The 23300-nt window shown below is 38.0% G+C and carries 13 protein-coding genes and 2 pseudogenes; 11 read left to right on the forward strand and 4 right to left on the reverse strand.

The features are described from left to right. Window positions 1-19: 19 nt before the first annotated feature. Window positions 20-343, forward strand: a pseudogene (locus QZ379_RS06795) (cyclomaltodextrinase N-terminal domain-containing protein); the annotation flags it as partial. Between the two features lie 39 nt (window positions 344-382). Here QZ379_RS06795 and QZ379_RS06800 read toward each other — a convergent pair. Next, window positions 383-2563, reverse strand: a complete 2181-nt coding sequence (locus QZ379_RS06800; protein WP_291562197.1) for a glycoside hydrolase family 97 protein — start codon at window positions 2561-2563, stop codon at window positions 383-385. Window positions 2564-2752: 189 nt separating this feature from the next. Next, window positions 2753-4294: pseudogene (locus QZ379_RS06805) on the reverse strand (alpha-amylase family glycosyl hydrolase); the annotation flags it as partial. A gap of 166 nt (window positions 4295-4460) precedes the next feature. Here QZ379_RS06805 and QZ379_RS06810 point away from each other — a divergent pair. The 10 genes from QZ379_RS06810 to QZ379_RS06855 all read left to right on the forward strand — a co-directional run bounded on the left by QZ379_RS06810 (window position 4461) and on the right by QZ379_RS06855 (window position 21806). After that, the gene (locus tag QZ379_RS06810) at window positions 4461-7532 is read left to right on the forward strand and encodes a TonB-dependent receptor (protein ID WP_291562200.1); all 3072 of its coding nucleotides are present in this window, start codon (window positions 4461-4463) and stop codon (window positions 7530-7532) included. A gap of 11 nt (window positions 7533-7543) precedes the next feature. Further along, the gene (locus tag QZ379_RS06815) at window positions 7544-9187 is read left to right on the forward strand and encodes a RagB/SusD family nutrient uptake outer membrane protein (protein WP_291562203.1); all 1644 of its coding nucleotides are present in this window, start codon (window positions 7544-7546) and stop codon (window positions 9185-9187) included. A 20-nt stretch (window positions 9188-9207) separates the two neighbouring features. Further along, the gene (locus QZ379_RS06820) at window positions 9208-11052 is read left to right on the forward strand and encodes a SusE domain-containing protein (RefSeq protein ID WP_291562205.1); all 1845 of its coding nucleotides are present in this window, start codon (window positions 9208-9210) and stop codon (window positions 11050-11052) included. Between the two features lie 24 nt (window positions 11053-11076). Further along, on the forward strand, window positions 11077-13548 hold the full coding sequence (locus tag QZ379_RS06825; RefSeq protein WP_291562208.1) for an alpha-amylase family glycosyl hydrolase: 2472 nt from the start codon (window positions 11077-11079) through the stop codon (window positions 13546-13548). 71 nt (window positions 13549-13619) lie between these two features. Then, a complete protein-coding gene (pulA, locus tag QZ379_RS06830; RefSeq protein ID WP_291562231.1) occupies window positions 13620-15614 on the forward strand; it encodes a type I pullulanase in 1995 nt (664 codons plus the stop codon). 25 nt (window positions 15615-15639) lie between these two features. Beyond that, entirely contained in the window at window positions 15640-15816 is a 177-nt protein-coding gene (locus tag QZ379_RS06835; RefSeq protein ID WP_291562211.1) for a hypothetical protein, read from the forward strand. A gap of 33 nt (window positions 15817-15849) precedes the next feature. Beyond that, window positions 15850-16899, forward strand: a complete 1050-nt coding sequence (locus QZ379_RS06840; protein ID WP_291562215.1) for a hypothetical protein — start codon at window positions 15850-15852, stop codon at window positions 16897-16899. Between the two features lie 81 nt (window positions 16900-16980). After that, window positions 16981-19251, forward strand: coding sequence for a fimbrillin family protein (locus QZ379_RS06845; protein ID WP_291562218.1), 2271 nt, complete (start codon window positions 16981-16983; stop codon window positions 19249-19251). A gap of 27 nt (window positions 19252-19278) precedes the next feature. Beyond that, entirely contained in the window at window positions 19279-20190 is a 912-nt protein-coding gene (locus QZ379_RS06850) for a fimbrillin family protein (RefSeq protein ID WP_291562221.1), read from the forward strand. 281 nt (window positions 20191-20471) lie between these two features. Continuing rightward, window positions 20472-21806, forward strand: coding sequence for a hypothetical protein (locus QZ379_RS06855; RefSeq protein ID WP_291562223.1), 1335 nt, complete (start codon window positions 20472-20474; stop codon window positions 21804-21806). Window positions 21807-22051: 245 nt separating this feature from the next. On the opposite strand, the gene QZ379_RS06860 is transcribed toward QZ379_RS06855, so the two are convergent. Further along, a complete protein-coding gene (locus QZ379_RS06860) occupies window positions 22052-22270 on the reverse strand; it encodes a transposase (protein ID WP_291562226.1) in 219 nt (72 codons plus the stop codon). Window positions 22271-22567: 297 nt separating this feature from the next. Next, window positions 22568-23272 (reverse strand): leucine-rich repeat domain-containing protein, encoded by a 705-nt coding sequence (locus QZ379_RS06865; protein ID WP_291562234.1) that lies wholly within the window; start codon window positions 23270-23272, stop codon window positions 22568-22570. Window positions 23273-23300: the final 28 nt, after the last annotated feature.

The following is a 23300-nucleotide window of genomic DNA, read 5'->3' on the forward strand; positions in this document are numbered from 1 at the left end:
ATATTAATATTAAAATATCATGAAACAAACACTGTTAATCATTGTGGCTGTATTTTCATTTTTAGGATTTAAGACTCCGGTACAGGCCTCAATCAAAAAAGTGGCTCCGACATTTTGGTGGGCCGGAATGAAAAATACCGAACTTCAGGTTCTGCTTTATGGTGAGGATATTTCATCCTCAGACGTTAGCCTGACAAGTTCCGATGTATATCTGAAAGAAGTAGTCAGACAGGCCAATTCCAATTACCTTATACTTTATCTGGATTTGAAGGAAGCATGTCCTCAGAAATTCGACATAGTTCTTAAGAAAGGACGCAAAGTGACGAAAGTCCCGTACGAACTTTCACTCTTCTACAAGAGAAAATTATCAAAACTTATATGACTATTTTATCTCTTTTATAGAAATCGCATAACCGCCACCGACTCCGGCTGTAAGTTTCAACTTAGATTTGTTTGTAACTTTCTTTTTTGTGATAGTATATGCCTGGGGATTGTTGTTCCATGCTGTTCCTTTAGCATCCGCATAAATAGTGGCTTCATATTTCTTGCCAGGAGTCAGGAAATCAAGTTTGAGGTCTGATTTATGTCCGTTATATCCTGCTGTACATCCCAAATACCAATCGTCTGTACCTTTCGCACGGCGTGCAATAGTGATATATTCACCCGGTTCCGCTTCAAGATATTTACTTTCATCCCAATCGATTGCAACATCTTTTATAAACTGGAAAGCATCCATGAAACGCTCATAGTTTTCAGGTATATCGGCAGCCATCTGCAAAGGACTGTACATAGTAACATATAGAGCCAACTGACGTGCAAGTGTACTGCGTACCTGTGAGTTGTTGGTAGGATTCATCTTGCTGCAATCCATCTCGAATATACCCGGTGTATAGTCCATAGGGCCTCCGATAAGACGTGTAAACGGAAGAATTGTCGTGTGATTAACATTGTTTCCACCGAAAGACTCGTATTCTGTTCCACGTGCAGATTCATTTCCTATCAGGTTAGGATATGTACGGCATATTCCGGTAGGACGTACTGCTTCATGAGCATTTACCATAATCTTGTAATCAGCTGCTTTTGTCACTGCATACAGATAGTGATTAACCATCCATTGTCCGTAATGATGCTCTCCACGAGGTATGATATCGCCAACGTATCCGCTCTTAACAGAGTTATATCCATTATCCACCATAAACTGATATGCCTTATCCATATGGCGTTCGTAATTTCTTGCAGAGGATGAAGTTTCATGGTGCATCATCATTTTTATGCCTTTGCTTGCAGCGTATCTGTGAATTTCCTGTACATCGAAATCAGGATAAGGTGCAACAAAATCGAATACATAATCCTTTGTCTTACCGAACCAGTCTTCCCAACCTTCGTTCCATCCTTCTACGAGTACAGCATCAAATCCATTGTCGGCAGCAAAATCTATATATCTTTTTACATTCTCAGTGTTTGCCGAATGTTTTCCGTTAGGCTTGGTTTTTGAATAGTCTGTGATACCAAGTTTCACGCTTGGTACTTCGTCGGTATATGCCCAAGAGCCTTTTCCTGTAATCATATCCCACCATACACCTACATATTTCACAGGATGAATCCATGATGTATCCTCTATTTTACATGGCTCGTTCAGATTAAGAGTTATTCTTGAAGCAAGAATGTTTCGTGCGTCATCACCGGCTATAATTGTTCTCCAAGGCGATACACAAGGAGTCTGCATATATCCCTTGTCTCCTCTGGCATCCGATGTAAGCCATGACTCGAAAATCATATTCTTATCATCAAGATTAAGATGCATACAAGAGTATTCTATCAATGCTGCTTCATGAAGATTGATGTAAAGTCCGTCATCGGTCTTCATCATCAAAGCTGTTTGTACACCGGTTGGCGAGAATACGTATTGTGAAGAATTAGGTGTGATGGCATCTTTCATTTTTCCACGAATTTCGCTCAAACGAGAAGTCGTGTAATCGTATTCCTGTGTATCATAATCTCCGGGAATCCAGAAAGCTGTATGGTCGCCTGCCATTGCAAACTGTGAATGTTCTTCCTTTATTACGAAATAGTTAAGATTTTTCTGCTGTGGAAATTCATAACGGAATCCTAAACCGTCGTTGAACAGGCGGAAACGGATAATAATATGACGGTCGTTTTCAGGCTGTTCAAGAGTTACTGCCAGTTCATTGTAATTGTTGCGGATTTCGCTTTCTTCTCCCCATACAGGTTTCCATGTTTCATCGAAAGTAGATGTTGCTGTATCTTTAATGATAAAACCTGTCATAAGGTTGGTTTTCGCATCCAGCTGATCTTTGTCAGTACGCTCCTTCCAGTCGAAAGTTGTTTTCTTATTGGCGTCCTCCTTTTTAAGTTCAAGTCCCAATGTACTTGGTTTTATTACAGCCTTATCTTTATAAGTGAGTTCATAAACAGGTGCACCTTCCTGATTAAGGCTGAAATTCATAATGAAATTGCCATCAGGAGAAGTCAGTTTCTGAGCATTCACCACCAAGGCAAAACTGATTAATGATGTAAATGAAAAAATACTTTTAAGGTTCATAGCTTTTCAGGTATTTTAGTGTTTAGTAATCAGGTTAAAAAAACTCTTTGGTGCAAATGTATGGCTCTTAATTGTGCTTTTCTCGAATTAGAAATAAAATATAAACTTTTCTAAAGGTTTTCCGTCTATTAAATCACTGGATATGTGATATTTAACGCTTACACATATCCAGCGTTTTTATAAATGATTTTAGAATATCAAAAGCAATGTTTCACGACTGCCAAGTGTTATTTCTTCATCCAAAACAACATTCTTTCCACTAATGAAATCTGTAGCTGAGGAAGAAGGAAGTATTTCTCTATACGGAACAAGACTTAATGTCTGTTTTTCGTCAGTACCGTTCATAAACACTACAACAGATTTATCATTGTATTTCCTTTCATAGACATATACTCCCTTGCAAATAGAGAAATGTTTCATTGTACCTTTACAAATGGCTTCATTGTTTTTTCTGAAGTTCAGAAGCTTGCGTGTATAATCGAAAACCTCATTTTGCAAATCTGTACGGCCTTCGGCAGTGAAACAGTTTACTTTATCACCTTTCCATCCACCTGGAAAATCACGACGAAGACAACCGTCACCTTCGCTCTTGTCGGCTGCCATAAGTATCTCTGTTCCATAATATATCTGAGGTATGCCACGTGTAGTAAGAAGGTAAGTAATAGCCTGTTTATAACGTACTATATTATTTGCATCTTCTTCATTCTTGCAGAAACGTGAAGTATCATGATTGTCAAGGAAGATAAGAAGATTCATAGGATTTGCATATATCAGGTCCTGCGTATGATAATCATACAGTCTGTAAAGTCCGCCTGACCATTCTGTTGTTTCTTCATCGAAAGCCTTACCCATAAGATCGGTGAGAGGAAAATCCATCACTGTAGGCAGATTTGAGTTCTTAGGGGCAGCCAATTTACTATCCTTCTGCCAATAGGAAACAAGCACATTACTGTTAAGCCATGTTTCACCCACAATATTGAAATGAGGATATTCCTCAAGAACTTCCTTACACCAGGTTGACATAAAGTCATAGTCGGCATAAGGATGCGTATCCTGACGTATTCCGTTTATACCGGCATATTCTATCCACCAGATACTGCTCTGAATAAGATAGCGTGCCACATGACGGTTGCGCTGGTTCAAATCGGGCATCACCTGTGTGAACCATCCGTCTGTTGCAATAGCTTTCTCATAATCCGATGCATGGATATCCATTACACTCGCTGTCTTGAACGATGTCTGGACATAATTTGAACGGAAATTAAACCAATCATCCTGAGGTCTATCCTTAAAAAGATAATTCTCACTACCGCAATGATTGAAAATCATATCCATCACGACCTTGAGTCCCTTTCCATGAGCCTCATTAACAAGATTGCAGAATTCTTCATTTGTACCAAAACGTCTGTCTATCTGATAATAGTCTGTTATGGCATATCCATGATAGGAGCCGTCCTTCATATCGTTTTCTTGTGTAGGATTAAGCCAGATGGCAGTTACTCCAAGGTCTGAAATATAATCCAAATGCTCTGATATTCCTTTGAAATCGCCACCGTGACGTCCGAACTGCTCATTACAGTCAACCTTGTTTTCAAGCATTCCCGGAATAATATCATTATCCGGATTACCATTTGAAAATCTGTCAGGCATTATCAAGTATAGTACATCCGACGAAGTAAAACCTTCTATATCCGTTCCTTTACGGATACGCTCCTTCAGTTCGTACGGGACTTTGACTTTTTATACGGATTATTATATAAATCCGTAATAATCAAGAAAATCAGAGAAAGATGTTTTATTAGGGTAGAATGTAAGTTTTCAATAGGTATATTCCTTTTTATAAAAGTTTTCAATAGTTACTTTATAAGATTATACATTAACACTTTAGATTAATAACATGATAGCAAAAGATTTAAAATTGAACGGAAAATTCTTGTTGGTATTTCTGGCAGGAATTCTGATGTCGGTTAAGGCCTTTTCGCAATCCATTACTGTAAACGGAGTTGTGAAAGATAAAACCGGTGAGGCTGTTATTGGAGCAAACATTGTTGTCAAAGGTACTACTAACGGTACAATAACTGACTTTGATGGTAATTTTACCCTTCAGGCAAATAAGGGTGATATCATTGTATTTTCATTTATCGGCTATAAATCACAGGAACTTCCTGCTGCTGAACAGATGGATGTGGTATTGACAGATGATACACAATTATTGGAAGACGTGGTTGTAATCGGTTACGGTAGTGTAAAGAAAGAAGACCTTAGCGGTTCTGTTGTAGCTATCAAAGCTGAAGAAATGAATAAGGGAGCTGTTACATCACCGCAGGAACTGATTATGGGTAAAGTTCCGGGACTTTCAATCAATCAGGGTGATGGTGGTCCTGGTTCCGGTTCAACTATCCGTATCCGTAGCGGAGCATCATTGAATGCCAGTAATGACCCATTGATAGTGATCGATGGTATTCCTGTGTCAAATGATGCAGCTCCTGGAACATCAAATGCACTTGGAACTATAAACCCGAATGATATAGAAACATTTACTGTACTTAAAGATGCATCTGCTACAGCTATTTACGGTTCGCGTGCATCAAACGGTGTAATTATTATTACTACAAAGAAGGGTACACAGGACAAAATTAAGGTTTCTTACAATAGTACATATACATACAAAGATCCTTATAAGAGAATAGAAGTTATGGGTGCAGACGAGTTCCGTCAGGCTGTTACGCAGCAGTATGCTGAAGGAACAGCCCTCGGAGATGCAGCAAGAAATCTGATTAATATGTATCCAGAACAATCTACAGACTGGCAGGATGCAATCTATCAGGGTGGTATGAGTACAGACCAGAATATAGCTGTAGCTGGAAAAGTCGGTTTCCTTCCATTCCGTGTCTCATTTGGTTATAATAAAGAACGTGGAACTCTCAAAACTTCTGATTACGAACGATATACACTCTCATTGAATTTGAGCCCAAAATTCTTCGACAATCATCTTAGTGTAGATGTAAATGTAAAAGGAACGATAAACAATAACCGTTTTGCTGATTCCGGTGCTGTAGGAGCAGCTGCATTCTATGATCCTACAAAACCTATATATGGTATCGATACAGCAGATCCTGCTTATGCAAGTAAAATATACAATTTTAATGGCTACTGGAACTGGAGTAACGGAGAAAACAATCCGAATACACTTTCTGCCGTAAACCCATTGTCTTTGCTTTATGATGTAAATAATTCCGGTAAGACAAAACGTAGTTTGGGTAACGTACAGTTGGATTATAAGTTTCATGGCCTTGAAGACCTTCACGCAAATCTGAACCTTGGATACGACTGGGCTGAAACCAACGGAGGTAATTATGTGAATCCGGGTTCTTTCCAAGCTGCAAAAGATACAGATTTCAAGAACATTGGACAGGGAAACAACTGGAACAATTTGCGTCGTAACCTTTTGTTGGACTTCTATTTGAACTATGTAAAGGACTTGAAATCAATACAGAGTAATATCAATGTAATGGCCGGTTATTCATGGCAGCATTTCTATTATAAGGATTATAGTATAAACAAGTCAAATCCGGTTGAAAATATGGGTAATAAGGAAGGCTGGACATACAGTGATGCAGAAGGAAGATATATTAAAAACAATTGTTATCCTTCTCCATGGGAAAACTACCTTGTTTCATTCTTCGGCCGTTTGAACTACGGACTTATGGACAAATACCTTCTTACTGTGACTTTGCGTAATGACGGTTCTTCACGTTTCAGCAAGAGCAATCGTTGGGGACTTTTCCCTTCTGCAGCTTTGGCATGGAGCATCATAAACGAACCGTTTATGGAAAAGGCAACAGATGTTCTTTCAAACCTCAAACTACGTGTAGGTTATGGTGTAACAGGTCAGCAGGAAATCGGAGATTACCTTTACCTTACACAGTACGCCTTGAGTACAAGTCCAAACACTCAATATATGGGTTCTTATCTTCTGAAGCCTAAAGGATATAGCCCTGATTTGAAGTGGGAACAGACTACTACATATAATATAGGTATAGACTATGGATTCCTGAACAACAGGATTAACGGTAGTATCGAATATTATCAGAAGCATACTAAGGACCTGCTTAACACAGTAAGTGTTCCGGCTGGTAGTAACTACACTAACTTGGTTACAGCTAACGTAGGTTCTATGAAGAATGAAGGTCTTGAGTTCAATATCAATGCCGTAGCCATTCAGACAAAGGATTTCTCATGGAACTTGGGATATAACATTACATGGAACACAAGTAAGATAACAAAACTTACAGCAAATTTCAACCCTGATTATGAGGGTATAGATGCCGGTTCTGCTTCTTATGGTTCTGGTACAGTCCTTCAGAAGCATCAGGTAGGATATGCACCATCAACATTCTGGCTTTTCCAGCAAGTGTATGATGAAAACGGTAAACCTGTACAGAATGCTTTTGTTGATAGAAATAATGATGGTCAGATTACTGCAGACGACAGATATATGACAAACAAGAGTCCGATGGCAGATTTTTATATGGGATTGAATTCACAGTTCACTTATAAGAATTGGGATCTTGGCTTTAATCTTCGTGCAAGCATAGGAAATTATGTTTATAATGCAAGTGCAGCAGATGGAGGTTCTCTAAACTCATTCTCAAATCAGGGTTCTATATCCAACTATTATAAAACAGCAGTTGAGATGACAGGATTTACACAGACAAGTACAAACGAACAGAAAGCAAGTGACTTGTTCCTTGAGAATGCGTCATTCCTGAAAATGGATAATATAACACTTGGATATACATTCAAGAAACTGTTTACAGACAAACTTTCCGGACGTATAAGCGCCTCTGTACAGAATGTGTTTACAATTACAAAATATTCAGGTCTTGACCCTGAATGTAACGCAATTGACCAGAACATCTGGCCACGCCCAAGAACATTTACTTTAGGATTGAATCTTAACTTTTAAATTATAATATCATGAAAGTGAACTATATAAAAACTACTATATTGGCATCGGCAATGAGCCTGATGTGCAGCTGTATTGGCGATCTTGATGTTATGCCTCTTGATCCTAATATCATGACAGCTGAAGATGCATATTCCACTCCCGAAAGTTACTTGCAGGGACTTAAGAAGATATATTCAGTATGGGCATTGTCAGGTCAGGATAATGCAGGTGCTTCAGACCTTGAAGGTATGGATGCCGGAAATACTGTATTGTTGCGTTGTTGGTGGACACTTCAGGAAAATACTACAGATGAAGCTAAATGTGCCTGGGGCGACAGTTGGGTAACTCAGGTAAACGGTATGATATGGAATACAGCCGAAGTAGAACCGATGGAAGGTTTGTATCACCGTTCAATGTATATTGTAAGTCTTGTAAACGACTATCTTAAACAATTGCCAAATGCTCCTGAAGGTGTGGATCGTGAAAGATATAATGCAGAAGCTCGTTTCTGTCGTGCATTGGCATATTATGTATTGATGGATGCATTTGGTAATCCTCCTTTCGCAACAGAAGAAACCGGTTCTTCACTGCCGGAACAAATCAAACGTGCGGATTTGTTCGATTGGATTGAGGGAGAACTTAATACGATAAAATCTTCATTGCCGGAAATGACTGATGAATACGGACGTGCAGACCAGCATTGTGTAGATTTCCTTTTGGCAAGGATGTATCTGAACTCGGAAATATATACCGGAACCAAACGATATACAGACTGTATTACTGCATGTAATAATATAATAACAAGCAACTCGTATGAGCTTGCAGATGATTACGCTGAACTTTTTATGGCAGATAATGGCGAAAATGCAGATGCCAGAAAAGAAATAATATTCCCTGTAATAGCAGACGGTAATACAACACAGTCATATGGTATTGGTGCCATAATCCTCGGTTCACGTTCAGGAAGCGAAGGAACCGTAAAAAACTATGGATGTAACGGTGGATGGGACGGCTTCCGTGCTACTGGCAATTTGATTCGTGCTTTTAATTACGATGCTGAAGAATCTGCCTGGACCGCTGACAATATAAACTCATTCGACAATAGGGCTATATTCTATAGCGAAGGAAGAAGCCTTGATATTACAACCTCTGCTATAGGTACATTTACAGAAGAAGGATGGGCTGTCTATAAATATTCAAATCTCAATGGTGATGGAACACCTGGAAAAAATACCACATTCCCGGATACAGATTTCCCGTTGTTTAGACTTGGTGAAGTATATCTGATGTATGCAGAAGCTGTAGCCAGAGGTGGTGAAGGTGGAAGTACATCTAAAGCTGTTGAATATATACAGAATTTGCGCAAACGTGCAAATACAGCTTATAGCGAAGTAACAGAAAGTTGGTTAACTGAAAATACTTCTGTCAGTGCCTCAAGAGCCAGCGTAGCATACGGAAATATTCTTAACGAACGTTGTCGTGAACTTTATTGGGAAGCAACCAGACGTACAGACCTTATACGTTTCGGATTGTTTACTTCAAATTCTTATACCTGGGCTGAAAAAGGCGGTGTAATATCAGGAGTAGGTGTTGACGATAAATACAATTTGTTCCCAATTCCAGTAAGTGATATTAGTGTAAATGGTAATTTACATCAGAATGAGGGATATTAATAATTATAAATTAAGGACATATGAAACATATATATAATAGTTTGGCATTATTTACAGGATTGATATTGCTGCAATCTTGTGAAAGCGATTTGGAAAAGTCATACTATTCCGAAAGTCAGGCAAAGCCTGCCGTTTTGGAAAATATTACAGAAAATATCATAATCGACAACCTTAAGCCTGAAGAAGTAGCACTATCTTTTAAATGGGAGCAAGCTAATGTAGGGTATAATGCGGCAATAACAAATAATTTGGAAATGGATATTGCTTCAGAGAATAACTTTGGCAATAATAAGATTACGCTATATTCCAATGCCGGAAAAGGAAGTGAAGTGAGTTTGACAAATAAAGAACTGAATGATCAGATAATAGCTTTATTAAAGAATTATGCCGATGAAAATGGAAATTATACATTGGGACCAACAAATTTGCAATTTAGAGTTTCTTCTTCTATATCTGACTCTAAATCGCCTTTGGTTTCGAATATTGTTTCTTCATTGATAACTCCTTATGACAATGAGTCAACTGGCTATAAGGCTCCGGTTATTACTACAACAGAAATAGAGTATATAAATCTGAATGCAACTGATGTCAATGCCGTTGCTTTGTCACTTGCATGGACACCTGCATACCTTGGCGATAATGCCGGAATTACTTATAATGTTGTTATAAATATGAAACCGGAGGTTGAAGGATATAGTATATTGAAGAAAACGACTGTCGCAACTGTTAAAAATCAGAATAATATTGACATAACTTACAAAGAACTGAATGCAGCGGTTTTAAGCCTGTTGGAAAAATACGATATGTCTGTAAGTGGAAACGGAACAGATATAGAATTATCAATCAATGCTACAAAGAACAATTATCCTGTAGAGTTTCAGTCTGAAACGATTACTATAAATGTTATGGCGAAATCTGAGGATATTGAATTGGACTATACTTATAACAATGATATCCATTCGTTCTCATGGACACCGTTGACAGGAGCAAAATATCAGTTGGAAATGTCACTTAATCCGGAATTCTCACAAAGAAGTGTTATAGCTTCAGATATCGCAGAGGCAAAGTTTGACATCTTGTCTGATGTGTTAAATAAAGCTGTGAAGTACCAGCAAATAGTTTTGCCTGAGGTCTCATTATCGTCGCCTATAACATTATACTTTAGGGTGAAGGCTTATTATGACAATATTGTTATAAACTCAGTATCCTCGGTTCTGAAAGTACAATTCACATATACTGAAATACAGGATGATACAGAATCAATATACTTTATCGGAGGATATTATCAGTGTGTAAATGATGATACGGGTGATTGGGTTAAAGAATATGCACAAAAGTTGTATAAACAGAAAGACGGTAGTTATAAAGCTCAGATAATGGCTTATAATTTGACAAATGGCTGGAAGATAAATCATGGCGAATCATGGTGGGGTACGCCAATTGTAGATGGCAAAATGACGCTTGGAGGTTTCGATAACAATGTTACATCCTATGGTAGTGGAGACAATACAAGTTATCTTGTAACTTTTGATACATCTACCGGAAAGCTCAAAATGGAGAATGAGGAAAAGAGATGGAAGGTTATCGGTGATTTCAATGACTATTCATTATATGGTGATGAGATGGATATTCTTAGAGATAATAATGAATGGTATGCTCATCCACATTCTGATATTGAGTTGAAGGCTGGTGAAGAGTGGGTTATCAAGTCATTCATGAATGGTTTTGAAATCCATCCTTCGGACGTAGAGGGACATTTCGAGAAAAGCAAAAACAACAAATTTACTGTTAGCGAAGGTGGCAAGTATGAGATAAGATGGTATTTTAACAAGCCTGTACAATATGTTGTTGTAATAAAAAAATAATCATATTAATGAAACAATAATCTTATGAAAAAGACTTATATATATATATTCTCACTGCTTTTGTCGTTGCCGTATTTATACTCATGCAGTGACGAACAGATACCTGAACTCCTTCCTATAGAGGACAATGGTAACTCCACAGTGGTAGAAGATGACATTGATGTCAGTCTTCTGGAGCCTGGATTTAATCTTAATCCTAAAGACCAAAGCGGCAATCTTCCTGATGCAGACCTGCCGCTTGATATCTACTTTAATGCCAACGGATTGAAAGTCGAAACAGATGATGGTGAAGAAGATTCTCCTTTGTTGGGATACGATAAGGATTGTTATCTTCATGCCGGTGTCATCTCTGAAGGTACATGGATGTATGTTCCTGCAGGATGGGACGAGGATACGGAAAAATGTAAAATGAAACTCGTGAAGGAGAATGTCTGGAAAATAACTCTTGGTCCGAGTATAAGAGATTGGTTTGGCAGTGGTTCTACTCCTGTAGAACAGTTGGGACTCATTATCCGTACTTCAGATGGAGAAAAAGGTGAACCGGCCGACCATTTTGAGGATATAATTGATAATAAATATGTTGGTTTTACTCCTGCTGAACCGGAAATGAAAGACATGCCTGCAGGGCTGCAGCACGGAATAAACATAATAGATAACAGTACAGTGGCACTTGTCCTTTATGAAAAAAATAATCAAGGAAAACGTGTTTATGATTATGCATATGTGATGGGAAATTTCAATAACTGGAAACGTGCCAACGATGAAACATCGCAGATGTTTTATGATGAAACAGCCGGTTGCTGGTGGATAATTCTCAATGGGCTTGATGCGAACAAAGAATACGCATTCCAGTATTACCTTGGTATCAGAAGTGAAGTAGAAGGTAAAAAAGATACAGAGTTAAGGCTTGCCGACCCATATACTGAAAAAATTCTTGATGCTGGAAGCGACCCGTATATTCCTGAATATACATATCCATCATCACAAATGGTATATCCGTCAAAGGGTGCCGGAATAGTATCTACGTTCAAAATAAACAAGGATGAATATTCATGGGCATACGATGGTTACAGAATAAAGAACAAGAACAGCCTGGTGATATATGAGTTGCTGTTGCGTGATTTCTCTGAGACAAAAGACCTTAACGGAGCTATTCAGAAACTTGACTATCTCAGTGAACTTGGAGTTACGGCTATTGAACTTTTGCCGGTGCAGGAATTTGAGGGCAATAGCAGTTGGGGATACAATCCTTGTTTCTATTTTGCTATGGATAAGGCATACGGTACAAAGGATATGTACAAAAAGTTCATTGACGAGTGCCACAGACGCAATATGGCTGTTATATTTGATGTGGTTTATAATCATGCGACAGGGGCGCATCCGTTCGCACGCTTGTATTGGAACAGTGACGACAATAAGACGGCTGCTAATAATCCATGGTTCAACGTTGATGCTCCGCATTCACAGAGCGTATTCCATGATTTTAATCATACTTCAGAACTTGTAAAAACATTTATAAAGAGAAATTTAGAGTTCTTAATGGACGAATATCACGTTGACGGTTTCCGCTTTGACCTGACAAAAGGATTCACACAGGATAGCCAAGGTGATGATAATAAATATAATAATCAACGTATCGATATATTGACTGATTATTACAACACAATTAAAGCCAAACGTAAAGATGCTATAATGATTTGCGAACATTGGTGTGAAGCATCCGAAGAAAACGAACTAGCAAGTAGAGGAATGATGTGCTGGAATAAAGTAAATGAACCATATTACCAGGCCGGGATGGGCTGGAATGAAAACAGTGACTTTAGTGGTATGTTCAATATAGGTATTTATGAAGCAACCAAAGGAGGTTGGGTAAGCTATTTTGAAAGTCATGATGAAGAACGTGCTGCTTTTAAAGCTAAAGAATGGGGTACTGATATAGTCAAAAATGATATAGAAGTAAGAATGAACAGCATGGCAGCCCTTGCAGCATTTACATTCACTGTTCCTGGTCCTAAGATGATATGGCAAGGTGGTGAACTAGGGTTTGATACAGCTCTGTTAAACTATGCGGGAACTACTAACGAAGAAATGGAAAAAGGCAAGACCGATGAAAAACCTATTGACTGGACATACTTCAACAATCCTGCACGTAAATCACTCCATCAGGCCTACTCAAGGATACTGAACCTGCGTAAGGGTAATCCTGAACTGTTTGATGAAAGAGCAATTATAAAGGTTCGTAACGTTGATGAAGGAAGTTGGACTGGCGGTAGAAGACTTGAAATAGAAACTTATAACGGCAAGAAGATGGTTGTGATAGGTTTCTTTGCAGATACAGCTGATACACAGTGGCAGCAAGTACCAGAAGGATGGCCGTTATACTATGATGTAATTTCGGGAAGAACAGAAAACTCAAGCATCGGTGGTGAAAATGTTGTTGTTGATGGCGGACACAGCTTCAAAATCTATACTAATTTCGTACCTACAAATAATTAATAATCATTGCATATCAAAGGTGAATTTCTTGCCTTTGATATGCTTGATATAACAAGCTTAAAATCAAAATGATGAATATAAAACATATACTAACACTCCCTGTTATGGTAGCAGCAATCGGTTGTGGAAATCCTTCTAAATATCAGTCTTATGCTGATTATCCTTCATTCTCTACGGAGTGGGTGGAAATGGAATATACTCCACAATCTACTAATTTTATGCTTTGGGCTCCAACTGCAGATGCTGTTAAGGTTAATATCTACGATAATGGATTGGATAGTTTACCTATAAGGTCTGTAGATATGCTAAAAAAGAATGGAGGGCAGTGGATTGTTACTGTTCATGAGGATTTGCACGGGAAGTTCTATACTTTCAATGTACAGATTGACGGACGATGGCTGGGCGATACCCCCGGAGTTATGGCAAAGGCTGTTGGAGTAAATGGCAAGCGTGCTGCAATAATCAACTTTGATGACACTGATCCTGATGGATGGGCTGACGACAAACGTCCGGAGCTGAAAAACTTCAATGATATCATTCTTTACGAAATGCATCACCGCGATTTCTCTGTTGACAGTCTTTCAGGCATAAAGAATAAAGGTAAGTTTCTTGCTCTTACAGAAGAAGGCACAAAGAATATCTATGGCCAGACTACCGGACTTGACCATCTTAAGGAACTTGGAATTACTCATGTGCATATTCTCCCATCTTATGATTATGCTTCGGTAGATGAAACTAAGTTGGATACACCGCAGTATAATTGGGGATATGACCCACAGAATTATAACGTGCCTGATGGCTCGTACTCTACAGACCCTTACAAACCGGAAGTACGCATCCGTGAGTTCAAGCAGATGGTACAGTCGCTCCACAAAGCCGGCATCAGGGTTATAATGGATGTCGTTTATAACCATACGTTCAATACAGACAACAGCAATTTCCAACTTACTGTTCCCGGATATTTCTATCGTTTCAATGATGACGGAACATTTGCCAATGGTTCAGGCTGCGGAAACGAGACAGCGAGTGACCGCGAAATGGTGCGCAAATACATTGTAGAATCCGTTAAATACTGGGTTAACGAATATCATGTAGATGGTTTCCGTTTCGACCTTATGGGAATTCATGATATAGAAACGATGAAAGCCATTCGTACAGAGCTTGACAAGATAGACCCTTCTATCTTCATTTATGGAGAAGGATGGGCGGCAGGTTCTCCTAAATACCCGTTTGAAAAACTTGCAATGAAAGCTAATACATGGCAAATGCCTGGAGTGGCAGCTTTCAGTGATGAATTTCGTGACAGCTTGCGTGGTTCCTGGAGTGATGATACAAAAGGTGCATTCGTAACAAACGGCAAAGGGCATGAGGCAGGAGTGATGTTTGGTATAGCTGCAGCACTTCCACATCAGCAACTTAAGGAAGTAAGAAAGGATATGCCTCAGTCATGGACTGCACAACCTTCTCAGATGATAAGTTACATAAGCTGCCATGACGACCATTGTATAGGTGACCGACTTAAGATTACTGCTCCTGATGCAGACGTGAAACAACGTATGCGCTTGCTGAAACTTGCTGAAACAGCGGTGTTTACATCACAGGGCGTTCCGTTTATCTTTACTGGTGACGAGATTATGCGAGACAAAAAAGGAGTGAAAAACTCATATTGCAGCCCCGATTCCATCAACGTGATAGACTGGCGTTTGAAGAAAGAACATCAGGATTCATACGAGTATATCCGCGGTCTGATAGCACTTAGAAAGGCTCATCCTGCTTTCCGTTTGGGCAGCGCAGAAAAGGTTTATGAACATCTTGAGTTCATTAATCCATCGGCCAAGGGTGTTGTGGCATTCCGAATCAAAGGACAGCCTGAAGGAGAGGCATGGAAGGATATAACCGTTATCTTGAATGCTACCAAGAAGAATGCCAAGGTGGAAGTTCCTGAAGGCACATACCGTGTCGTCTGTCATGATGGAGAGATAAATCCTGAGAAAGGACTTTCGGATGTGAAAGGAAAAACACTTGTTGTGGCCCCTCAGTCGGCTACTATAGCGTATATGAAATAAATAATAACCTTAAAAACAATAGCAAATGGAAACTTTAAGTAAAAACATTTATGTACCACCCAAGTGTGCAGTCTATGATTTAGAAGCAGAGGGTGTAATGTGTGGAAGCTTTGGTGATGAAGCAACCAATTCTGTTACCGGTAGTGATTTCTTGCCGTCAACTTCTCATGGCGGAGGAACTTCTGTATGGGATAATCAATAAAGTAAGTATTAATTAAATAATAATTAAAGTAATATGAAATATATTGATTTTTTAGGGATTGCTCCATTTATAGCTTTAGCTTTAGGAGTATCTTCATGCGAAAAAAATGATGTAGTGTCGCAGGAAAGCGATAATAATGCTTTCACAATTAAAGCTCAGATAGGAGGGGTGCAAGACAACAGTGTTTCATCAAGGGCAACCGTAAACAATGCAGATGGAAAAAGTTTTATGTGGCAGAACGATGACAAGTTTGATATTTATTTCAGCTCGTCTGCATCTACAAGTCAGGTGTTTGCCATTAATAATGAAACTATAGCAGAGAATGGAAAGAGTGCGGATTTCGTATGCGAGAATTTCAATAAGCCGTCTGATGGTGATAAATATTATGCATTCTATCCTAACACTGGATTTACGTATTCTTCAGGTGCATACTCTTTTAAACTTCCTGAAAGCGTTTATTCTCAAAGTGCCAATAATGATACCGGGCATCTCAAGTCAGGTCTTGCAATGGTAGCTACAGGAAATTACTCAGATATACAGACAGGCCTTAAGTTTGAACAGAAAACTTCATTATTCAGGATTGGTGTAACTAACAAGAGAGCAGCTTCTGTAACTATCAAGTCTTTAAAGATTTTTTCTACTACATACGCTTGTTTTGGAAATAAATATACATATAAGGATGCTGAGAAAGATGCTGATACTTATGAAGGTAGCAGCAAAGAAGTGGTATTGACGCTTAATGGTGGAACGGGTATTTCTGTCAATACCAACGAAGCTTTGAAGGCTTATACGCTTACTGTGGCCGGTGGTGAAATCAAAAATGATGAACTGTTTCACATAGAAGCTGTTCTTTCCGACGGTTCAACAGTTCAATCGGAAGGCTTCTTCGGATATGATATAAATAAAGGAATAGATTTGGGTAAAGATCCAGATACTGAAGAACCTATTGGCAACCATTGGCTTCCGGGATATTATTACGACTTTTTGCTTGATTTGAATGAAGTCGGTCTTGATTTTAAGGGAGTGACTATATCAAGTTTTACAGACGGAGGAAGCAATGACTTTACTATTGAGATTCAATAAACCTATGTATAACCAATATTTAATAAGAATATGAAATCAAACAAATTTTATCAGTTTAAGACTTTATTCTTTTTATTGTTGATGATGCTCGTAGCTTCATGTAGCAATGAAATGGAGTTTGAGAATACTCCTGCACCTGAAAATTGGGACGGAGAGATAGTGTTGAGTATGTCGCCTAATATTGGTTGGGGAGCAAACAGCAGAAGTGAAAGTTCGGAAACTACAGTAGAGGATATCGAGGCATTCTTTCAGGACAAATGTCTGTTTATGTTTATTACTGCTAATGAACAAAATACAAGCCTGATGGATGAAGTGATAGGTCTTCAGTATTCCGACGGCGGATTTAAGTTCGGTAATTATGCGAAGGGTGAAGATGGCATACTTGTATTCACTGCCAAAGAAGGATATGTACCAAAATATCCTCAGGATTCTGGTATGGACTTTTATTTCGTTGCTATCTCCAAATATTCAGATTTGCCTGTATTACAGGAAAGTAATGCATTGCCAACAATAAACCATAAAATAAGTGCAAATCAGAAAGATAGCAATGCCGATTCAGATTTGCTTTATGCGTCGGTAAAGAATCAGTTGAAGACTGCTACTCCTATTGTTCTGAATTTCAAACATCTGCTTTCTAAGGTATCTATTGCATATCAACCAGAAGAATATGAAGGTAAATTGGTAAATGCCGTATTCCTCGAGAATTGTTACGATGCTGTAAATCTTGATCTTACAGAAGGAACAATATCTAATTCTGACACAGAAACTTCTATAAGGATAAGAACTCAGAGAACAGACGATTTTAATGCTCCTCAGTACTGTGAGGCTTATGTTGCTCCTGCTACTTATGCGGCAAATAGTACATTTATAAAGTTCTGTTACAACTATAATGAGGATAATAAAACATCTGATAAGGTGGTAAGTTATGATATTCCTACAGGGAAAACTTTTGAATCAGGTCATCAATATAAATACCATATGGAAGTAAAAAGGAATGGTGATATAGTGATGAAAGATCCTACCCTATATATTTATGGAAGTGCTATAAGTGAAAAAGGATATGCATTACCAGTTGATGAAGCACAAAAAATGACTTATAATACAGAAACAGGAGAATACTCATGGACAGGAAATATAAGTAATTCAGGTGACTTCAAGTTTACATGTCAGGCAGATGCTTATTGGCCGGGATATGTGAAAGGTGCAGATGTGGATGGAAATATGACTGCAGGGTATTTTCAGATTTATGAAAATCAAGATGACCCTAAGTTTACAGTGAATTTGAGTGGAGAATATAAAGTGACGTTAAATCCAACAACTAAAATTGTTACAATTACATCTACTTCAGAGCCTGTAGTTGATCCTTTATATATATGTGGTGATGCAACTACTGTAGGTTGGAGTACTTATGCAGCAGAGGAGTTGGAATATGATTCATCAACAAAAACATTTAAATATTTGAACAAAGCGATGAATAAAGGTGAGTTTATATTTATTTGTAGTAAAGATAAGTATTGGCCATCTTATAGAAAGGATGAATCAAATAATGGTGTTTTAAAAGCAAAATATCATCAGACTAATCCTGGAAGTAATTATGTAAACTTCAATATTATTCATGCCGGAACATACGATATAGAATTTAATATTGAAACATTGGATGTTACTATTACTCCGAAGAGTTTAAATCCATTGTATATTTATGGTGATGCTTTAAATGGATGGGAAACTACTAATTTTGTAGAAATGACAAATACTCCTGGAACTTATGAATTTAGCTACGATTTAAGTTTTGATGGAGATATACAAAATGGTAAGCAATTTAGATTTAGTTGTCAGAGTAATGAACAATGGCCAGGTTATGTAAGAAATGGTGATATATATGATGGTAATAAATGTAATGTATCTTATTGTACTGATTATATTGGCGACATTCCTAATTATTGGATATATGTAAAAGGTAAATATAAAGTTATAATTAATGTTCAAACAAATGTAGTTACAATAACTCCAACTGAACCTCAAAAACTATATATATGTGGAGATGGTTCTTCATTAAGTTCTTGGACACCACAGAATGCGGTTGATTTCAATTATGATACAGAAACTTTCTCTTATAAATGGACAGGTGATGTTGCTTTGAATAATGGTTCTTGTAGGTTTAGATTTATGTGTCAGAAAACCAAAGATGTATGGTGGCCAGCTTATGCAAGGGAGTTTGATAGTAACGATACCAAAGCGAAATATTATGATTCAGGACAGGACGATAAGTTTAATTTTTATATTGGAGAAGCTGGAAACTACACTATACAACTATTCCCATTAACTCTAGGAGTTAAAATAACTAAGAATTAATATCTGTTGATTTAAACATTAACAATCATGAAAAAAATATACTTATTATCATGTCTGCTAAGCCTTGCAGCATGTAGCAAAGACGAAATAAACAGTCCGAATGGTTCGGACAATGAGAGCGTTGAAGTCAAGTTTCAAACCAACTTGGGAGAATATGGTGATATAGTAGCGTCAAGAATTTCAGGAAATAAATTTTCTGAAGAAGACCAGATTGCTATATACGCTTCCGGTGCAGGAGAAATGCCTTTCACCGGAAAAAAGACATTTACTTCTGATGCGGACGGAGTACTATCGGCTGAGAATGTATTCTATAAAGGCACGGAAACAGTGAACTTTTCAGCTTTCTATCCTGCTTCACTTTTTGGAGAGGATGGAGCTGTAAAGCCGGAAACTGTGGAACTTAATCTGAATACTGACGAGACAACTGGTTTTGGCAATGTGGAAGATGTATTGTATGCCACAGGTACTGGAAGTAGTGTCTCACCACAAGTATCACTTACATTTAACCATATTTGTACAAAAATAAAAGTAGCAGTTAAAGCTCCGGCCGGACTTAATCTTAGCGGTGCGGAACTGTATATCAAGGCATTGCCAAATGGAACAATCAATATGAATGATGCTAGTGTGACTACAAACGGTACTGCTCAAGATATAAAGGTTCCTTTAGTCTTAACGGATGATTTCTCTACAAATGATATTTTTGGTGAAGCTATTATAGTTCCTCAGACTATAGCCATATCTACAGATTTTATAGGCCTTAAATTAGCTGATGGTACTATTGACTATGGTATGACAGATAAGGAATTTGTTTTATCTCCCGGACACAGTTATATCTTCAATGTAACCGTTAATGGAAATATCTTGTCATTCGATATTAAAGAAACTGGATGGACCGTAGAAGAACCTGTAATTATAGGTCCCGTTGCTACTAATCCTTAATTGAATGCATAATGAACGGCTAACGAACGCCCAATGAACACAATTTAAACAGTAATTAAACGCTATTAAAATGCTGTTATAATACCGTTAGAATTCCATTCTAATGTCGTTCGAATGGAATTCACTCTTCGTCCACCGGGCGTTCACAGCCTGTTCACTGACCATATTGGCCACTGCCTGTCATTCCCGATAGTCCGTGGCCTTTATTATTTTTTTTGTCTTGCATGTATGGTACATTACGCATCTTTTGGAGTTATTGTTATTTAATGATTTGTCTGAATATGAAAGCTTTTAATCAGGTATATATACTCTTTATGCTACTGCTGACTTCTTGTAGCAAATATACCATTGAAGATGGTAGTGGAAGCGGTATGGACGTTAATATCAAGTTCCAGAAAAATGCGGCAGGAGAAGCTTTTGATATGGAATATCCGGTCAGAGTGTTCTGTACGGATGCGGCCGGAAAAAATGTAATTGATAAAACATTCAGGCAGGGGGATGAAATGAAACTTTCGCTTGCGGAAGGTGAGTACGGCATCAGTGTATTCGTAGGCATGGACGAGGAATGTTATGTACTTAAAAACGGCATTGACGGAAAACAGATTGTGGCGATGAAAAGTAATTCAATGTCTGATAAGGCCTTAAGGGCTGCTCATACAACGCTTCAGATAGACAAGCAGACGGATGTGAACATGGTTCCTGCGTATGTGGTGGCTTCGGCGGAAGTGGAGTTTACCAATATACCTTCCGGAGTAAAAAGCGTCAGTGTGAGTGTTTCGCCCGTATATAGCGGATATAATATAAGCGGTGGTTATGCTGAAGATACACAAAGCGGAATGATTCAATGTTATGAGAAAGACGGAAAATGGATTTCCGACCAGAAGTTTTTCTTTCCTGTAGAAAAGAGAAAGACCACTGTTTCTGTGAGTATAGACAGGGGTGACAAGGTGGATAATTACAGCTATACTATGATTAATGGACTCCGGCCAGGACAGCCTTATAAATTTACCGGTGGTTATGAAGGCGACGGTGGAGAAAGTGGCAATGGTTTGAATATGGATGGCGAATTCCAGATAAGCGGATGGAATATGGAGGAAGAAATAGTGCTTGATTTGGAAGATGAAACTCCTGTGGGGGGAGGGGAGGATGGTGATGTCGATATTCCGGATTATGAAATAGAAACTTTTTTAGTAGAATCAATTCCGAACGCTGATGTCATTTGGGGACCTTTCTATGTATGGAGAGTAGAGACACAGTCGGCTGATGAGGCTATAGTAACAATTATTTCTCCGGATCAGTGGTTTCGGAAATTCGCGAAAGGAGAGGCCATTCAAATATTAAAAAACTATGATATTGACGGTATGACCGTATGGAGGACTTTCACAAAGACAGAAGCAGAAGAGTTTCATAAGGATTTTTCTACTGACCTTAACGGATTGAATTCATTTCTTGAAGAGAATGGACATAATATTTTTTATACAGAAAACAGGTATCTTTGTGAAAATGGCGAATATGCATTTAATATATTTGGCAGTACTAACATCAGACCGGCAGGGACAACCGTAAAATACTATCTCCGCCCCATAAAAACCATAAAACTTAAGCTCATAAAATAGTCGCAAAAACTACCATAAAAAAACGCTTCGTCGTTTCAATCTAAATGACCGTTCATTTTAGTTGAAACGACGAAGCGTTTTTTATTTGTGTATTTTTATCTATTGCTATCCGATAAAATTGATTAAAAATACCGCTTGATCATTGTATTTTCAATGGTCGAGTATTGTTTTGTTATTCCAAGCGCTCTCAAAAAATATAGAGTTGAGTGGCTATAAGTGTCATCCGGATCTGTATTTTAATCGCATTAGCACTTTCCCCATAGAAGTATTTGTATACGTACCTCCATGAGACCTTCGGTTGTTTGGTATATACGGTCTTCTATAATCTTGTATTTCAGGCTCTTCTTCATTCTTGTCACATACATAACCTCTCTTTGTGTAAGAGCTTCCAGTTTCTCATAATCAATGTATGCACGGTCCATTACAATTATGTCGCCCTTGTTCAGTACTGACAGTCTTAACATGAAAGAATCGTTAGTCGCTGCCGAAGTGAACTTTATCTCTTAAGGGACTCCCTCGTTGGCATGTATGAAAGTGTGTACCTTTATACCTCCTTTCTTCTTGCCGGTCTTGGGATGGCACCACACACCTTAGAAGCTTCATCCAGGCTGTATCCCTGTTTTTGCGGCTGTCCGCTATACCCATAGTTGGATTGATTTTGTTTGGCAACAGAAATCTAATAAAATGGGCTGATCTCGTAAATGAAGTCAGCCCGATTTTTATGGTTTTGCTAGATTTTTATTGGACAGCAATAATTGATTTTATATTCCCTTTATCTTATTTGCATAAGAACTGAGTCTGTTTTTATATTCTTCTACGCTTTGTTGGGGTACTAATATTTCATTTATATTCTTTACAAAGGGCAAAACATTTGGGATGGTAGTATCATGTATATTGTGCATTTCAGGAATGTCTGAAGAATTAAAAATTATAGTCTGAACGTCGTGATTTGTTCTTAAACCTTGATCTCCTATTGATTTTAAACTTTTGGGGAGGAAGATTTTTTGAAGTTTCTCACAACCGATGAATGTGTATCCTTCGAGTGTGGTGATATTATCAGGTAATATTACTTCGGTGAGTGATGTACATTCGTAGAAAGCTCCAGAAGAAATAACACCTTCGTTTTTTCCTGTATCTGAAACTTTATTGACATTTTTTAGATTTATGCAATTACCAAAAGCCATATGGTCTATTAAGAGATAATTGTTGTGATGTGTGATATCTGTCAGTCCTGATTGGTAGAATGCTTTGTTTCCTATTATAACTGTTGATTCACCTATTTGTATGTTATGTAGATTGTTTGTTCCACAAAAAACTTCGTTTGATATCTCTTTTAGGTTTGAAGGTAATGATATTTCTTTCAAGCCACTGTCGAAAAAGAGTCCTTCTGATAATATTTCTACAGCAGTTTTAGACAAATTCGCTTTTTCTAATTGAGTACTAAGAATAAAAGAAAAAAGCGGAATATTAACAGCTCAATTCAGAAAGATTATG

The organism is Bacteroides sp. (assembly GCF_019417265.1).
Taxonomy (GTDB): domain Bacteria; phylum Bacteroidota; class Bacteroidia; order Bacteroidales; family Bacteroidaceae; genus Phocaeicola.

Excerpts from the sequence above, each read along its gene's own strand:
- QZ379_RS06850 (WP_291562221.1), top strand. The coding sequence starts at position 19,279 with ATGAAAAAAATATACTTATTATCATGTCTGCTAAGCCTTGCAGCATGT.
- pulA (WP_291562231.1), top strand. The coding sequence starts at position 13,620 with ATGAATATAAAACATATACTAACACTCCCTGTTATGGTAGCAGCAATC.
- QZ379_RS06815 (WP_291562203.1), top strand. The coding sequence starts at position 7,544 with ATGAAAGTGAACTATATAAAAACTACTATATTGGCATCGGCAATGAGC.
- QZ379_RS06860 (WP_291562226.1), bottom strand. The coding sequence starts at position 22,270 with ATGTTAAGACTGTCAGTACTGAACAAGGGCGACATAATTGTAATGGAC.
- QZ379_RS06835 (WP_291562211.1), top strand. The coding sequence starts at position 15,640 with ATGGAAACTTTAAGTAAAAACATTTATGTACCACCCAAGTGTGCAGTC.
- QZ379_RS06845 (WP_291562218.1), top strand. The coding sequence starts at position 16,981 with ATGATGCTCGTAGCTTCATGTAGCAATGAAATGGAGTTTGAGAATACT.
- QZ379_RS06825 (WP_291562208.1), top strand. The coding sequence starts at position 11,077 with ATGAAAAAGACTTATATATATATATTCTCACTGCTTTTGTCGTTGCCG.
- QZ379_RS06800 (WP_291562197.1), bottom strand. The coding sequence starts at position 2,563 with ATGAACCTTAAAAGTATTTTTTCATTTACATCATTAATCAGTTTTGCC.
- QZ379_RS06810 (WP_291562200.1), top strand. The coding sequence starts at position 4,461 with ATGATAGCAAAAGATTTAAAATTGAACGGAAAATTCTTGTTGGTATTT.
- QZ379_RS06840 (WP_291562215.1), top strand. The coding sequence starts at position 15,850 with ATGAAATATATTGATTTTTTAGGGATTGCTCCATTTATAGCTTTAGCT.
- QZ379_RS06855 (WP_291562223.1), top strand. The coding sequence starts at position 20,472 with ATGAAAGCTTTTAATCAGGTATATATACTCTTTATGCTACTGCTGACT.
- QZ379_RS06820 (WP_291562205.1), top strand. The coding sequence starts at position 9,208 with ATGAAACATATATATAATAGTTTGGCATTATTTACAGGATTGATATTG.